The sequence below is a fragment of the Streptomyces sp. NPDC001100 genome, from assembly GCF_053598575.1.
This window is the reverse complement of record NZ_JBSFKO010000004.1, coordinates 44,609-59,577: the sequence shown is the minus strand read 5'-3', so window position 1 is coordinate 59,577 and position 14,969 is coordinate 44,609. Positions and strand designations below refer to the sequence as shown.

Sequence of the window (14,969 nt, the reverse complement as noted above, 5' to 3'; positions counted from 1 at the left end):
CCGGGCGGCTCAGGGCGCCGCGTCATCGACGCGCAGGTCACGACGCATCGTCCGGCGCAATGCGCTCAGCATCACCCAGGCGGACTGGATCCGCTGCTCACACTCGGGCGGGGCCGGAGCGCGGGGGGCGTCGGCCAGTGCCTTCTTCAACGCGCCGTAGTGTTCGTTCAGCCTACGGCTCACCACCGACGCCGCGTCAAGGACCGGGTCCGGCAGCAGCATCTGCGCTTCCGCGTAGCTCACGCGGAACACTGTGCGGGCCTCTTCCATAGCCATGACGCAATCGTTTACGTCCGTGCCGGTGCGCAGTACATGCAACACATTGATCTGCGTGGTCTGGTACTGCCGGGCCGCGGCGTTGAAGGCGACGTAACAGGCGCGCAGCCGGGCACGTTCCTCAGCCCGGCGCGCCTCGTCCCGCTGCTCGTGGGCGTCCGCCACCTCCAGCGCGCGCATCCGTTCCTCGTGTGCCCGATCCTCCGCGTGCTGCCCGCGCAGCGTGTCGATCTCCAGCCGCTTGACCCGGTCGGCTCTGACCTGGGTGACGAGCGCCGCGCTCAGGGTGCCCACTACGCCGACGAGCGCCACGAGGAGCGCTAACCAAGATTGCGCCACGTCTCTTTTCCCCCGGGTTTCCATAAGATCTGCCCGCCACTTGGTGCCTGTGTCTGTGCCTGCTGGGCACTTCGTTCACCAGGCTTGTCGGGACGGGGGCCTGAGCGGGCCGCGGTATGTCGGCACGCTGATGCCTCTCCAGGAAGGAAGTCACTGATGCGCCTTCGACCACTTCATCCCCTATCGCCCGACGTCATTGTGCGGTCGACCTGCCCCTGTCGTCCCGGAAAGTGTGTACCCAGCGCAGAGGCCTGACACTTGAGTGGAACGGAACGCCAAGGAAGACCGCTTGGACCTGCTCGCGCCACCGCCCGGACCGGGGACAGGCCAGCGATGTGCTGTACCGGTTCTACCGCCGAAGCGCCGACACCGACCTTCACGAACTGCAGAGCCTGGTCACAACCGTCGAGGCATCGTGGTCAGAGATCCTTGCGTTCCCGCACGCTGGGATCACCAACGCTGGTTCCGAAGAAGGCACCAACCGGGTCACCAAGACCATCGCCGCGACGTGTATGGCTTTGACAACCCCGCCATCCCGCGCTTGAACACCCGCTGCGCTACCACCCGTCGAACCTGTGGACACCTCGGTGCTCGCTGGTGGCCGCCGCCATCCCCAGAGAGGGGCGGCGCGTACTGAAAGGACGAGAGCCCCGACAAAGGGCCGTTGGCCGTGCAGGTACTGGCATGGCTCATCACGTCCAAGGGACGAGCCACACCAATCACCGTTGACGCCCGGCATCGGTAATCTCCTTCGTTGCCGGTCCAGCGGTCCGTGAAGGCGTCGGTGACCCGGTCCGTGTCGAGATCGGCAGCACAAAGGCCGCCGCTCGGTAGGCGAAAGCTGATTCCAACTTGAAGTTGCTGGTCGCGGAGCTGGTGTGAGTCAGGGACGGAGTGCTCGTGCTGGCCGGTGGCGTGATCGGCAGCAGGGATCGTCAACCGCGAGGCGGTTTGCCGGAATCGCACGCTGAGGGAGTACAGTTCGGGCGGAGCGGAAAGCGAGCACAAGAGCGCATGACCGGGACAGAGCCGGCGTCCACTTCGCTCTGGTCGCGATCGTCACCACAAGGGCAGATGCTCCACCCGTCCGTCTCGATGCGGTCGGCGACTACGTCCACCAGTCCGGCCGGCTCGTCGAGCGCCCCCACCGGAATCTCCGCCGCGCCGTCATCATTGAGGCTCGCGTACTTCCCGACGAAGCGAACGGACGCCCGCGCTGAACCAAGAGATCCACTCCCACCGCCATGGCACACACCGTCGGATACCTTGTAGGCAGCCCTGGGAAAGAAAGTCCCCGAAAAGTCCCCGACGTGACTCAAGGCGACCCCTCCCAGAGCAAATCCGCAGGTCAGCACCATGATCAAAAGCCGTAAACATGTCCGTGAAGTACAAGGAGACGGCTCGGGGCGGGCTTGCGGTGAACATCATCGAGTGCTGAGGGCAGCCCCCGGACGACCACCACCCGACTGCGCACCCCGGACCGTGGAGGCACGGCCACGACGGCCGAGTTCACGGCGGGGCTGATCGACCTCTTGTGACGGGGACGGACATTGGTTGCGACCAGGTCGGGCGGACCTGGCCCGGTGTCACGCCCGCAGATAGGCGAGGACCGCCAGGACCCTGCGGTGGGTCTCGGTCGCGGGTGGCAGGTCCAGCTTGGTGAGGATGCTGCCGATGTGCTTGCCGACGGCCGCCTCGGACACCACCAGTTCGCGGGCGACGGCGCCGTTCGACCTGCCCTGCGCGATCAGGGCCAGCACCTCCCGCTCGCGCGGGGTGAGCCGCTCCAGCGGATCGCGGCGGCGGCGCAGCAGCTGGCGTACGACCTCGGGGTCGACGACCGTGCCTCCGTCGGCGACCTCGCCCAGGGCGTCCATGAACTCCTCGACCTGGCCGACCCGGTCCTTCAGGAGGTAGCCGACGCCCGTTCCGTCCCCGGAGTCCAGCAGTTCGGCGGCGTACGTCCGTTGCACGTACTGGCTGAGCACCAGCACGGGCAGGGTGGGCCGCTGCTCGCGCAGCCGTACCGCCGCGTGCAGCCCCTCGTCCTGGAAGTCCGGGGGCATGCGGACGTCGGTCACGACGATGTCGGGGGTGTGCTCCTCGACCGCGGCGGTCAGTGCCGTAGCGTCGCCGACGGCCGCCACCACCTCGTGGCCGCAGCGGGTGAGCAGACCGATGAGTCCTTCCCGCAGCAGCACACTGTCCTCGGCCAGAACTACGCGGAGCGGTCGGTCGGTTCGCAAGGTAACTCCACACACAGCAGGGTCGGTCCGCCCGGTGGACTGGACAGGCGAAGTGTCCCATCCAGCACCGACACCCGGTCCGCCAGTCCGGTCAGTCCGCTGCCGGCCCCGGCGACCGCGCCGCCCCGGCCGTCGTCGGACACCTGGAGGAGCAGCCGTCCGTCGCGGTAACTCCCGGTCACCGCCGCGGACTTGGCGCCGCTGTGCCTGGCGGTGTTGGCGAGGGCCTCGCACACGACGAAGTAGGCGGCGGCCTCGACCGCCTGGGGCAGCCGCCCGGACAGCTCCAGTTCGACGTCCACGGGCACCGCGGAACGGTCCGCGGCGTCGGCGACCGCCGCCTGGAGGCCGTAGTCCGCCAGGACCTTGGGGTGGATGCCGTGGATGAGTTCGCGGAGTTCCGCGAGCGCCTCGCCCGCCTCCTCGTGGGCCTTGGCGAGCTGGTCGGCCAGCGGTCCTGGCGGGGCGTCGAGGCGGGCCAGGCCGAGGGTCATCGACAGGGCCACCAGGCGTTGCTGCGCGCCGTCGTGCAGATCGCGCTCGATGCGCCGCCGCTCCGCCTCGAAGGCGTCGACCAGCCGGAAGCGCGAGCGCGTCAGTTCCACGACCCTCGCCCCGAGATCGCTCTCGCGCGGCGCGATCAGCAGCCGCGTCAGTTCCGCCCGGGCGCCGGCCGCGACCCCCACCAGGTAGCCGCCCAGGGCCAGGAAGAGAAGTCCGAGGACCGCGACCCCGAGGGCCGTGGGCCAGGTGGTGACCGTCCAGACCTTGAGCACCTTGGTCTCCCGGCCGTCGCCGGCCGTCGCCAGCACCAGCGGGGTCGCGATCATCGACGACGGGACGAGCAGGCCGGCCGTGAGCGCGAGGGCGTCGACCGGCCACAACAGCCCGGCGAACAGCAGCGCGTGGCCGAGTTCCCGCCAGGTGGTCCGCTCCCCCAGCCGTGTCGTCAGCCAGGGCCACAGCCCCTCGGCGGCCGGTACCCGGTGCAGGTCGGCGGCCGGGTCGCGGTCGATCAGACGCAGCCGGTGCCGGTCCGCCCACGCCACCGGGATCCCGGCGAGGGCCACCAGGACGAGCAGGGGGATCCCCACGAGCACGAGGGCGAGGACACCGCCGGCCAACGCCGTGCCCGCGATGCCCACGAGCGCGACAACTCCGGTCAGCACGCCGGTGAGCAGGTAGGCGACGGACCGCCACGGCCAGGGCGAGAGCAGGAAGCCGGGCCCGGCCATGGCCTGCCACACGTTCCGAGGGTGCATACCCGTCACCGTAGAAGCTGCTGGTCCGCCGGTGCCATGGGGCCAGGGGGACGGGCGGGGGTAGGCCTGGCCCTACCCCGGGTCTCGCCTCTGCCGCACTGCGGCGCGGTGCTTCCGCGCGGTTTCGTGGAGCGGTCACGTACCGGTCGATCGCATCGAACAGTGGGGGAACATGAACGAGGACGCCATCCAGTTGCGCTCCGTCAGCAGGCGGTACGGGGCGGGTGACAGCGCGGTGACGGCGCTCGACCAGGTCTCGCTCGCCTTCCCGGAGGGCACGTTCACCGCCGTCATGGGTCCCTCCGGCTCCGGCAAGTCGACCCTGCTGCAGTGCGCCGCGGGGCTGGACCGGCCCACCTCGGGCGCGGTCGTCGTGGGCGGGACCGACCTGACGGAACTGACCGAGACCGGGCTGACCCTGCTGCGGCGCGAGCGCATCGGGTTCGTCTTCCAGTCCTTCAACCTGCTGCCGTCCCTGACCGCCGAGCAGAACGTGGCGCTGCCCCTGCGGCTCGCCGGCCGCCGCCCGGCAAGGGCCAGGGTGCGCGAGGTGCTGGAACAGGTCGGCCTCGGCGACCGGGCGCGGCATCGTCCGACGGAGCTGTCCGGGGGTCAGCAGCAGCGCGTCGCGCTCGCCCGTGCCCTGATCACCCGCCCCGAGGTGCTCTTCGGCGACGAGCCGACCGGTGCCCTCGACTCGCGGACCGGCCGCGAGGTGCTGAAGCTGCTGCGCGGCATGGTCGACGCCGACGGCCGGACCGTCGTCATGGTCACGCACGACCCGGTGGCCGCCTCGTACGCCGACCGCGTCGTCTTCCTCGTCGACGGACGGGTGCACGGCGAGACGGCCGGAGCGAGCGCCGACGACATCGCCGTCCGGCTGACCGAGCTGGAGGCCGCGCCGTGCTGAGCGTCGCCCTGCGCACCCTGCGCAGCCGCTGGATCACCTTCGCCGGCAGCTTCGTCGCGCTCTCGCTCGGGGTCGCGCTGGTCGCCGTCATGGGTCTGGCCCTCGCCTCGTCGCTGCACGCGCCCGCGCGGCAGCCGGAGCGGTTCGCCGCGGCGCCCGTCGTGGTGAAGGGCCCGGACACCCTGCGCGTGCCCACCCCGAACGGCGACCGGGTGCGGAAGCTGGCCCGGCCGCGCGCCGTACCCGCCGCCGTGGTCGCGAAGCTCAGGAAGCTCGGCACCGTCGTCGAGGACCGGTCCTTCGCCGTACGGGCGCGGGGCGGCCCCGGCGATCTGGTGGGCCACCCCTGGTCGACGGCCGCGTTCGCGCCGTACGGGATCGCCGCGGGACGCGCGCCCCGCACCGCCGACGAGGTTGTCGTGAGCGGCGGTTGGGCGAAGCCGGGCGAGCGGGTGCGGACCGATCGCGGCACCGTCCTCGTGGTCGGCACCGTCGCCGGGCGCGGCTTCGAGAACGCCGTGTTCTACGCCGACCCACGCGCGGCCCAACTGGCGCCCGCCAGCACCCAGTTGGCCGTGGACGCGGACCCGGCCGCCGTACGCGCGGCGGTGCGCGGCAGCGCCGGTGTCCGGGTCCTCACCGGTGCCGCGCGCCGCTACGCCGACGCCGACCCGGACCGGGACAGCGAGGCGCTCGCCGCGATGAACGCCATGTTCGGCACCGCGGGCGGGGTCACCACCTTCGTGTCGGTGTTCGTGGTGGCGTCGACGTTCGCGTTCTCCGTCGCGCAGCGGCGCCGGGAGTTCGGGCTGCTGCGCACGGCGGGGGCGACGCCGGGGCAGATCCGCCGGACGGTCCTCGTCGAGGCCCTCGCGGTCGGCGTGCTCGCCTCGGCCGCCGGCTGTGTACTCGGCGCCAACTGCGCTCCTCTGCTGGCCGGTTGGGTCGTCGACGGCGGGCTCGCCCCGGGCTGGTTCGCCATCGGCGGCGCCACCTGGCCGTACTGCGCGGCCTTCGGGACCGGTCTGCTGGTCGCGCTGTGCGGTGCGGTGGCCGCGTCCTGGCGGGCGGGCCGCACCGGTCCGACCCAGGCGCTGCGCGAGGCGTCCGTGGACAGCGGGCCGATGACCCGGGGCCGCCTGCTGTTCGGCGCGGGGCTGCTGCTGGCCGCCGCCGTGACCCTGGGCCTGGCCCTGGTCGGCGACCCGGGCGACCTGCTGCATCGCAAGACCTATGTGAGCCGGCCGATGCTGCTGATCACCGCGGTGGCGCTGCTCGCGCCCGTCGTGGTGCGGCCGCTGACCCGGCTGATCGCCTGGCTGCCGGCCCAACTGCCGGGAGCCTGCAGCATGTTGGTGCGGGAGAACGCCGCCGCCGGGGTGTGGCGCACCGCCGCGATCGCCGCGCCCGTCCTGGTCACGGTCGCCCTCGCGGGCTCGCTGCTCGGCGCCACCGCGACGCTGAACGGGGCGAGGGCCACGGAGATCCGTGAGCGGACGGCCGCCGCCTTCGTCGTCACTCCGGCGAGCGGCGCCGGCTTCGACGCGGCGACCCTGCGCGGGCTGCGCGCGGTGCCCGGCACCGAGGTGTCCGCGAGCTCGTCGAGCACCGTCTACGTCCTGGAGGACGGCGTGGCACTCGTCAAAAGCGAGGCCCGCGCCGCCGATCCCGGCCCGCTGGCCGCCACCACACACCTGCCGATCACCTCCGGACGGATCGGCGACCTCGACGACGGCTCGATCGTCGTCAACGAGGAATGGCAGCGGCACACCGTCGGCGAGCGGGTGCGGGTCTGGCTCGGCGACGGCACGCGCAAGACCCTGCGGATCGCCGCGGTGATGACCACCGGCACCGGAAACAACGGCGTCTACCTCACCCCGCGCAACGCCGTGGGCGCGAGCGTCGACCGGGTCGACGTGGCCCTCACGAAGGGCGCCGACGCGGGTGCCGCGGCCGCCGGACTGCGGGCCGCCGTGCGCGGCCCGGGCGGGCAGGTCCGCACCAAGGACCAATGGGTGAAGGCGAGTTACCCCGAGACGAACCGGACGACCCGGACGGGTTTCCTGCTGGTGCTCGGCATCGCCCTCCTCTACACCGGTATCTCCCTGGCCAACACCATGGTCATGGCGACCTCCGACCGGGTCCGCGACCTCGCCGTACTGCGGCTGGCCGGGGCGACCCGGTGGCAGGTGCTGCGGCTGGTGGGCGCCGAGGCGCTGACGGTGGTCGCGGTCGGCGGTGTACTGGGACTCCTCGTCGCCGTCCTCAACCTGGCGGGCATGTGGAGCGCCCTGGGCCTGCTGTCGGTGTGGACCACGATCGAGCTCCCCTGGACGGCCATCGGCGTGACCGTGGGCGCCAGCGCGGTGCTCGCCGTGGTGTCGTCCGTCGTCCCCGCGTCGATCGCCCTGCGCCGCCGGGCGGTGGAACTCGCGGGGGTCCGGGAGTGACACACCGGTGCTGTACGTCTCCGAGCGCACCGCCCTGTACGTCTACGCCCTGGGCTACGAACCGCCGTTCCCCATGGACCCGGCGGCGGGCAGCGGCGTCGCCCCGGCCCGACAGACGGCGATCGAGGGCGTCTCCGGCCGGCCCTGCCACGCCCATGACGTCGCCCGGAACGTCCTGGCGGCCGACGACGACTTCAGACGACTTCATCCGGATGTTCCCGCAGGAACCGAGCAGGCCCGCCCGCTTCCCGAGCAGAACCTGATCCGCCGGATGCTGCTGCGCGAGGGCGCTCGCTAGCACCATCCGGTGCAGTGGGAGAAGCGGTGGGCGGAGTCGGCCCTTCAACCGGCTGCCGCGACCGGGGCGTCGCCACACGCGGCCTGGTCGGCGCACCGGAAGGAGACGCGATGGTGGACCGCGGTGCGGCGGGCCGTCGTAGAGGCGGAGAAGGCCGGGAGCGAGTCGCTGGCGGACATCGCGCCGCCGGCCCCCCGGTGGCGCCGCCGGGGAGGGCGGCCTCCGTGCCGGAACCGAGTAGCTGACCCTCGGCACCCGCACCCGCACCCACGCGCAGGCGATCCCGGATAGCGTCGCCGACGAACTGCCGCCGCAGGAACGGACTCGCGAGCATGACCGACCCGTTGCAGGACCCCCGGTTCTTCGCCGACCCCTATCCGACCTACGCCCGGCTGCGGGACGCGGCCCCGGTGCAGCCGGTGCCCACCGGTTCGGCAGGGCGTGTCAGTTATCTGGTCACGGGCTACGCGGAGGCCCGGGAGGCGTTCACCGACCCCAGGCTCTCCAAGAACACCGCGCGGTTCTTCGCCGGCCGGCTCTCCGACCGCGACCTCCATCCGGCCGTCTCGCAGAACATGCTGGCCACCGACCCCCCGCAGCACACGCGGTTACGGGCCCTGGTGACGAAGGCGTTCAGCACCGGGGCCGTGGCGAAGCTGCGTCCCTACATCGCCGGCCTCGTCGACGAACTCCTCGACGCCTGGCCCGACCACGGGCCGGTGGACCTCGTCGCCGCCCTCGCCGTACCGCTGCCGGTCACCGTCATCTGCGAGATGCTGGCGGTACCCGAAGCCGACCGCGGGCTGCTGCACACATGGTCCGGCGAGCTGTTCACCGCGGGAGATCCCCGGCGGATCGACGCCGCCTCGCAGGCCGTCGGCACCTACATGACCGACCTCGTCGCCGCCCGGCGCGCCTCCCCCGGCGAGAGTCTGCTCGACGACCTCATCGCGGTGCGCGACGGCCAGGACCGGCTGACCGAGGCCGAACTCGTGTCGCTCGCCGTGCTGTTGCTCGTGGCCGGCCACGAGACCACCACCAACTTCATCGGCAACGCGGCCCTGGCCCTACTCCAACACCCGGAATCCCTCACCCGGTTGAAGGCCGAACCGGAGCTGTTCGACACGGCTCTGGAGGAGTTGCTGCGCTTCGACTCCCCGGTCGGCATCGCCACGTTCCGCTACAGCACCGAAGCGCTCACGCTCGGCGGGACCGACATCCCCGCCGGTGCTCCGGTACTCATCGCGCCCGGCGCCGCCAATCGCGACCCCGCGCGATTCCCCGGCCCGGACCGGCTCGACCTCGACCGCGGTGCCACCGGACACCTCGCCTTCGGCCACGGCATCCACCGCTGCCTGGGAGCCCCGCTCGCGCGGGCGGAGGGCGAGCTGGCGCTCCGCGCCGTCTTCGCCCGCTTCCCCGGCGTACGGCTGGCACGTCCCGTGGAGCAACTGGATTGGCGGCACACGCGGTTGACGCGCGGCCTCACCTCCCTGCCGGTCGTGGTGTGAGGCGAGCGGCGGCCCGCCGTGGCGTCAACTCGCCCTGGCCGGGCCCGAGTTGTCGACGGCGAGGGAGACGGCCAGGGTGCCCAGAACCGTGCCCATCGCGTAGCGCTGCACCCTGAGCCAGGAGGGACGGCGTTCGAGGAAGACGGCGATCGCGCCGGCCGCCAGGACGATGGCGAGGTTGACCGCGATGCTGACCACGATCTGGACCGAGCCGAGAACGAGGCCCTGGAGGAGGACGTGCCCCCTGTCCAGGTCGATGAACTGGGGGATGAGCGAGAGGTACATGATGGCGATCTTCGGGTTGAGCAGGTTCGTCATCAGGCCCATCGTGAACAGTTTGCGCGGCGAGTCGTGCGGTACGTCCTGCGGGGCGAAGACGGAGATCCCGCCCGGCTTCAGGGCGTTCCAGGCCAGGTAGGCGAGGTATCCGGCACCGGCGAGCTTCACCGCGAAGTACAGCTCGGGCACGGCGACGAAGAAGACCGACAGGCCCAGGTTCGCGGCGAGCAGGTACACCATGAAGCCGAGTGCGACCCCGCCGAGGGAGACCATCCCGGCGCGCCTGCCCTGGGTGATGCTGCGGGAGACGAGATAGATCATGTTCGGGCCGGGGGTGAGCACCATGCCCAGAGCCACCGCCGTCACGCCGAGTATGCCGCTCGGTTCGACCATGAATACCCCTTGTGTCGTCGGTGCGTTGGCGTCCCGGGGCGCCGTTCGGAGCGTATTCCAGACCCACACCTCGATGCAATGTTCACATTGCACTCGGTGCAATGTGGTGATTGGATGGGCGCCCGATCGAGAAGGGCGGGAGAACCGTGCGGGACTACCAGAGCGTCGCCGACGCCGTGGCCGGGGAGATCAGGTCCGGCGCCCTCCGCCCCGGTGACCGACTCCCCCCACAGCGCGAGTTCGCCCGGCGGCACGGCATCGCCAACTCCACCGCCACCCGCGTGTACCGGGAACTGGCCCGGCGGGGCCTGACGGTGGGCGAGGTGGGCCGCGGCACCTTCGTCCGCGCGATATCCGCCGACCCGGCCGGCTCCGCCCCCGCGCTCACCGAACCCGCCGACGGCCGGCGCGTCGACCTGGAGCTCAACTACCCGGTCGTACCCGAACAGGGTGCGCTCCTCGCCGAGGGCCTCGCCGGTCTGCTGCGGCCCGACGCCCTCGGGTCCGCGCTGCGGCCGGTCGGCACCTCCGGCTTCCCGGCCGCCCGCGAGTCCGCCGCCGACACGCTCGCCCGCGGCGGCTGGCGCCCGGACCCGGCGCGGATCCTCTTCGCGGGCAACGGACGGCAGGCGATCGCGGCCGCCGTCACCGCGCTCGTACCGCCGGGTGCCCGGCTCGGCGTCGAGGAGCTCACGTACCCCGTCGTCAAGGCCGTCGCCGCCCGCCTCGGCATCACCCTCGTCCCGCTGGCCATGGACGACGCCGGACTCGTCCCGGAAGCCGTGGAAGAGGCGCACACCGCCACCCCGCTGCACGCCGTCTACGTCCAGCCGAGGCTGCACAACCCGCTCTCCCTCACCATGCCCGTCGAGCGCGTCGAGCGGCTGGCCGGGACACTGCTCCGCCTGGGCGTCCCCGCGATCGAGGACACCATCTGGGCCTTCCTCCGCGACGAACTGCCGCCGCTCGCCGCGTACGCCCCCGAACTGACCGTCCTGATCGACAGCCTGTCCAAGCGCGTCGCCCCCGGCCTGACCCTCGGGTTCGCGGTGGCACCCGGCGCCCTGGCGGGCGGGATCGCCTCCGCCCTGCGGTCCGGCGGCTGCACCCCGGGCCTGTTCGCCCTGGAGGTGGCCCACCGATGGCAGCAGGACGGCACGGTGCAGGCGCTGGTCACGGCCAAACAGAAGGAAGCGGCCGTACGACAGGGGATCGCGGCCCGGCAGCTCGCCGGGTTCGCCGTGCGGAGCGATCCCCGCTCCTTCCACTGCTGGTGGCGACTGCCCCGCCCGTGGCGCGCGGACACCTTCGTGGCGGCGGCCGCGCGGCACGGCATCGGGGTCGTACCGGCCGCCGCGTTCACCGTCGGCCCCCACCACTCCCCCAACGCCGTCCGCCTCGGCCTCGCCACCCCCGACCCGGAGACCCTCTCCTGGGCCCTCGGCACCCTCGCCGAACTCGCCCGCTCCACACCGGAGGACCTCGTCACCGACTGACGTGGTGTCGTTGCCTAAGGTGGGTCGCCGTGGACCTCGGAGCAGTACGTACCTTCGTCGCCGTCGCGGAAGCGGGCCAGTTCCAGAAAGCCGCCGCCGACCTGTCGATCAGCCAGCAGGCCGTCTCCAAACGCGTCGCCGCGCTGGAACGCGCTCTTGGCGTACGGCTGTTCACGCGCACCCCGCGCGGCGCCGAACTCACCATCCACGGGCAGGCGTTCCTGCCCCACGCCCGCGAGCTGCTGCGCGTCGCGGAGCGCGCGAGCGCGTCCGTTCGCTCCGACCGCCGTCCGCTGCGCGTCGACGTGATCGCCTCGCGGGTAGCGCCGTCGGCCCTGATGCGCGACTTCCACCGGGCGCACCCCGAGACCGACCTCGACGTGGTGATGCTGTCCGACGTCGACACGGCCGTCGCCGCCATCCGGTCCGGCGCGATCGACGCGTCCTTCCGCGCCGTCACCGTGCCGGGCCACCCCCTGCCCGAGGACATCGAGTCCGTCCGGGTGCTCGACGAGCCGCACCAGCTCCTCACCGGCCCCGCCCACACGCTGGCGGACGCCCGCTCGGTGACCCTCGCCCAGCTCACCGGGCACCGGATCTGGATGCCCGGCCTCGCCCCCGGAACCGAGTGGACCGCCTACTACGACGCCCTGGTCGCCGAGTTCGGCCTGACCATCGAGGCGACCGGCCCCAACTTCGGCTCCGACGCACTCCTCGACACCATCGCCGACACCCCCGCCCTGGCGACCCTCACCACCGCGCGGACCCGCCTAGTCTGGCCCGCCGGCCACGACCTGCGCCGCATCCCGGTGACCGACCCGACACCCGTGTACCCGCACTCGCTCCTCTGGCACCGCGACAACCCCCACCCGGCGCTCCCCGCCCTCCGCACCCACCTCGCCACCACGACGACCGCCCACCACTCCCCCGGAACCTGGACACCGGCCTGGGCGACTCAGCACTGACCGGGGCGCCCCGCCGACGACCACACGTCTACGACACCGGAGAGTCGGCCCCGGCACCGCCCGCCCACCACACCCACCCAGACCGCCCAAGCCGCCACCGGAACCTGGACACCCGGCCCGAGGCGACCCCACACCGACCCGGCGCGCCCCACCCACAACCACACGCCCACAACGCCCACAACGCCCACAACGCCGGAGAATCCGCCCCGGCACCGCCCGCCCACCACACCCACCCAGACCGCCCAAGCCGCCACCGGAACCTGAACACCGGCCCGAGGGACCCCACACCAACCCGAGCGCGCCCCACCGAAGATCGCCCGCGCCCACGGCGCCGCGAAGTCTGCCCCCCGTTCTGCCCCTGCGGACTTCCCACCGCCCGGCCCCCGTCCGGTAAGAGGGAAGGGCACCCGTCGAGCGAAGGGGAACCGCGCATGCGCATCCAGGGAGAGAACCATTCCGGCGCCGACCGGGCCGGCGGTCGCCCCGCGCCCCGGCCGGCCGCCGCCCTGCCTCCCCTCGCCGCGCTCCAACGGGCCGCCGGAAACGCCGCGGTGGCCCTCGCGATCCAGCGGGCCCGGGACGAGGAGCACGCCGTGGAGCCGGAAGGTGCGGGGACCGGGGCGGCCGTGCCGGTTCAGCGGCGGTCGTCCGTCCCGGACGCCGTGGGCTCCCCCGGCCGCCCCCTGGAACCCCGCATCCTCCAGCGCGCCGAGCAGGCCTACCGCATGGACTTCGGTCATGTACGCGTGCACAGCGGGCCGGTCGCCCAACGCTCGGCGGAGGAACTCGGCGCCCTCGCCTACACCACCGGTTCCCACATCGTGCTCGGCGGCGGCCGGGTGGACGACGAGGTGATGTACGAGGAGGTCGACCACGTCCGCCAGCAGGCCCTGGGGCCCGTGCCCGGCACCCTCACCGGCACGGGCGAGAAGGTCTCCCACCCCGACGACCCGTTCGAGCGGAGCGCCGGCGCCAACGGCCGCAAGCTGGCCCGGGGCGCCGCCCCCGACCTCGCCCTGCCCGGGGCCGCCGTACCGGCCGGGGCGGTGCAGCGCAGCGCGGACGGCGATGTCCCCGTGCAGCGGGCGGACCGCCCCGGTCCCGCGACCGCCGTCTCGCCCCCGCCCTCCGCCTCACCCCCCGCCGTCGCCCGGCTCGCGCAGCTGATCGTCGGGGAGGGCAAGCCGTTCCGGAACAAGGACGTACGGGACGTCATCCACAAGCGGGTGCGCAGTGGGCCGAGTCTCTCGGAGGAGGAGCTCCAGGCGATCGGGGCGGTGGAGGCCGAGGACCCCAAGTGGCTGAAGACCGTGGGGATGTGCACGCGCGCCGATGCGCTGGCGTACCTCAAGGCGGGTGACTTCCGCGGCTGGCTGAAGCAGCCGGAGGGCATACGGCTGCTCGTGGCGACCCTGCGCTGGCAGCAGAGCATCGAGGAGCTCGGCGAGGGGAAGGACCCGGACAAGCCCACCCGCTCCGACTACCAGCTCGGCCGCCATATGGCCATGCACGACGATGCCACCCCGCAGGAGGAGAAGGACCGGCTCACCGGGGAGCGGAACGAGCAGATCTTCCGGACCGTCGTCGACACCATGCTCCCGCCCGGTATCGACGACGCCGTGCCGGACGCCCGCAAGCACCGGGAGCGGGTCGAGCGCGGTACCGAGGTGCTGACCAAGATCTTCCTGATCCTGAAGGAGCTGCTGGAGGTCTACAACCCGGAGGCGGGCATCCACGAGGACTTCGAGGGCGACATCGCGCACGCCCTGGCCTACGGCGGACGCGTCAACATCCGTGTCCCGCAGCTCGCCGACGGCCAGCACGGCTACGAGCTGCCGCAGTGGCTGCACATCACCAAGGAGAACCGGAAGCCCTGGGAGCCCAGGTCGACGCCCGAAAAGCCGGTGTACCGGCGCGCGTTCGCCACGCATCACATGAAGATCGGCGACAACAGCGCGGACGGCACACGGGGCGAGTTCGTGGAGAAGGGCGAGATCGGCGCGACCCTGCGGAACTGGGGCGATCCCCACAGCCACCTCTACGGCCTGCCGATGGCCCTCGGCGGCATGGGGAACACCGACTACCACGGCGACACCATCCTGCCGAACGAGTCGTACGGGCACATGTTCATGGGGTACAAGCCGCCCACCCACAAGCGGGACGGGGCGTTGCAGGTCGGCATCGAGACCGCGGGGCCCGGGGGACAGACTCCCGACGGCTACAAGCACGGCCTGACGAGCAGCGAGAAGAACAGCAACCCCGTGAGCCAGGTCGGCGGCCACAAGGACGACAAGCTCGGCGGCAAGGCTCCCCTCGACAAGAACCAGCGCCTCGTCGATCTCACGAGGTTCGGCGACTGGATGCAGCGGCTGAAGGACCTGGAGAAGGACTGGAAGTCCGCACTGGCCAACGCGAAGACGGAAGAGGAGCAGGCGGCCCTGTACCGGGACCTGATCCGCAGGCGGGACGGCGCGTAGGCGGGGGAATCCCGCCCCGCCAGGGACGGAGTACGGTTGGCGGTACCGAGCGCACCTCGCACGCCGT

13 protein-coding genes are annotated in these 14,969 nt (G+C 72.3%); 8 read left to right on the top strand and 5 right to left on the bottom strand.

Annotation, left to right across the window (positions count from 1 at the left end):
* Positions 1–9 precede the first annotated feature (9 nt).
* On the bottom strand, positions 10–615 hold the full coding sequence (locus ACWDEW_RS06685) for a hypothetical protein (protein WP_450510271.1): 606 nt from the start codon (positions 613–615) through the stop codon (positions 10–12).
* Positions 616–845: 230 nt separating this feature from the next.
* On the opposite strand from ACWDEW_RS06685, the gene ACWDEW_RS06680 reads away from it, so the two are divergent.
* The gene (locus ACWDEW_RS06680; RefSeq protein ID WP_450510269.1) at positions 846–1,160 is read left to right on the top strand and encodes a transposase; all 315 of its coding nucleotides are present in this window, start codon (positions 846–848) and stop codon (positions 1,158–1,160) included.
* Positions 1,161–2,201: 1,041 nt separating this feature from the next.
* Here the strand turns inward: ACWDEW_RS06680 and ACWDEW_RS06675 are convergent.
* Both ACWDEW_RS06675 and ACWDEW_RS06670 read right to left on the bottom strand, forming a co-directional pair.
* Positions 2,202–2,861 (bottom strand): response regulator, encoded by a 660-nt coding sequence (locus tag ACWDEW_RS06675; protein ID WP_450510267.1) that lies wholly within the window; start codon positions 2,859–2,861, stop codon positions 2,202–2,204.
* On the bottom strand, positions 2,834–4,096 hold the full coding sequence (locus tag ACWDEW_RS06670) for a sensor histidine kinase (RefSeq protein WP_450510736.1): 1,263 nt from the start codon (positions 4,094–4,096) through the stop codon (positions 2,834–2,836). Before ACWDEW_RS06670 ends, ACWDEW_RS06675 begins: the two co-directional genes overlap by 28 nt.
* A gap of 199 nt (positions 4,097–4,295) precedes the next feature.
* Here ACWDEW_RS06670 and ACWDEW_RS06665 point away from each other — a divergent pair, with 199 nt between their 5' ends.
* From ACWDEW_RS06665 to ACWDEW_RS06655, 3 genes are read left to right on the top strand one after another with little or no spacing between them, the layout of a single operon-like run.
* Complete coding sequence (locus ACWDEW_RS06665; RefSeq protein WP_450510265.1) at positions 4,296–5,033, top strand: ABC transporter ATP-binding protein; 738 nt, start codon at positions 4,296–4,298, stop codon at positions 5,031–5,033.
* A complete protein-coding gene (locus tag ACWDEW_RS06660) occupies positions 5,027–7,483 on the top strand; it encodes an ABC transporter permease (protein WP_450510263.1) in 2,457 nt (818 codons plus the stop codon). Before ACWDEW_RS06665 ends, ACWDEW_RS06660 begins: the two co-directional genes overlap by 7 nt.
* 7 nt (positions 7,484–7,490) lie before the next feature.
* Positions 7,491–7,781: a hypothetical protein gene (locus ACWDEW_RS06655; RefSeq protein WP_450510262.1), complete on the top strand. Its 291-nt coding sequence runs from the start codon at positions 7,491–7,493 to the stop codon at positions 7,779–7,781.
* 44 nt (positions 7,782–7,825) lie between these two features.
* On the opposite strand, the gene ACWDEW_RS06650 is transcribed toward ACWDEW_RS06655, so the two are convergent.
* Positions 7,826–7,960 carry a hypothetical protein gene (locus ACWDEW_RS06650; protein ID WP_450510260.1) on the bottom strand — a complete coding sequence of 45 codons (135 nt, stop codon included), beginning with the start codon at positions 7,958–7,960 and terminating at the stop codon, positions 7,826–7,828.
* Between the two features lie 153 nt (positions 7,961–8,113).
* Between ACWDEW_RS06650 and ACWDEW_RS06645 the strand changes: the two genes are divergently transcribed.
* Positions 8,114–9,292, top strand: coding sequence for a cytochrome P450 family protein (locus ACWDEW_RS06645; RefSeq protein WP_450510258.1), 1,179 nt, complete (start codon positions 8,114–8,116; stop codon positions 9,290–9,292).
* 24 nt (positions 9,293–9,316) lie between these two features.
* Here the strand turns inward: ACWDEW_RS06645 and ACWDEW_RS06640 are convergent, their stop codons facing one another.
* On the bottom strand, positions 9,317–9,964 hold the full coding sequence (locus ACWDEW_RS06640; protein WP_450510256.1) for a LysE family translocator: 648 nt from the start codon (positions 9,962–9,964) through the stop codon (positions 9,317–9,319).
* A gap of 146 nt (positions 9,965–10,110) precedes the next feature.
* On the opposite strand from ACWDEW_RS06640, the gene ACWDEW_RS06635 reads away from it, so the two are divergent.
* From ACWDEW_RS06635 to ACWDEW_RS06625, 3 genes are all read left to right on the top strand, one after another.
* Positions 10,111–11,460, top strand: a complete 1,350-nt coding sequence (locus ACWDEW_RS06635; protein WP_450510254.1) for an aminotransferase-like domain-containing protein — start codon at positions 10,111–10,113, stop codon at positions 11,458–11,460.
* Positions 11,461–11,489: 29 nt separating this feature from the next.
* Complete coding sequence (locus tag ACWDEW_RS06630) at positions 11,490–12,425, top strand: LysR family transcriptional regulator (RefSeq protein ID WP_450510252.1); 936 nt, start codon at positions 11,490–11,492, stop codon at positions 12,423–12,425.
* 431 nt (positions 12,426–12,856) lie between these two features.
* Positions 12,857–14,902: an eCIS core domain-containing protein gene (locus ACWDEW_RS06625; RefSeq protein ID WP_450510250.1), complete on the top strand. Its 2,046-nt coding sequence runs from the start codon at positions 12,857–12,859 to the stop codon at positions 14,900–14,902.
* The last annotated feature ends 67 nt before the right edge of the window (positions 14,903–14,969 follow it).

Bases quoted from the DNA above. Each gene is read 5' to 3' on its own strand.
- ACWDEW_RS06670 (WP_450510736.1), bottom strand. From the start codon at position 4,096: ATGGCCGGGCCCGGCTTCCTGCTCTCGCCCTGGCCGTGGCGGTCCGTC.
- ACWDEW_RS06625 (WP_450510250.1), top strand. From the start codon at position 12,857: ATGCGCATCCAGGGAGAGAACCATTCCGGCGCCGACCGGGCCGGCGGT.
- ACWDEW_RS06650 (WP_450510260.1), bottom strand. From the start codon at position 7,960: ATGTCCGCCAGCGACTCGCTCCCGGCCTTCTCCGCCTCTACGACGGCC.
- ACWDEW_RS06640 (WP_450510256.1), bottom strand. From the start codon at position 9,964: ATGGTCGAACCGAGCGGCATACTCGGCGTGACGGCGGTGGCTCTGGGC.
- ACWDEW_RS06645 (WP_450510258.1), top strand. From the start codon at position 8,114: ATGACCGACCCGTTGCAGGACCCCCGGTTCTTCGCCGACCCCTATCCG.
- ACWDEW_RS06665 (WP_450510265.1), top strand. From the start codon at position 4,296: ATGAACGAGGACGCCATCCAGTTGCGCTCCGTCAGCAGGCGGTACGGG.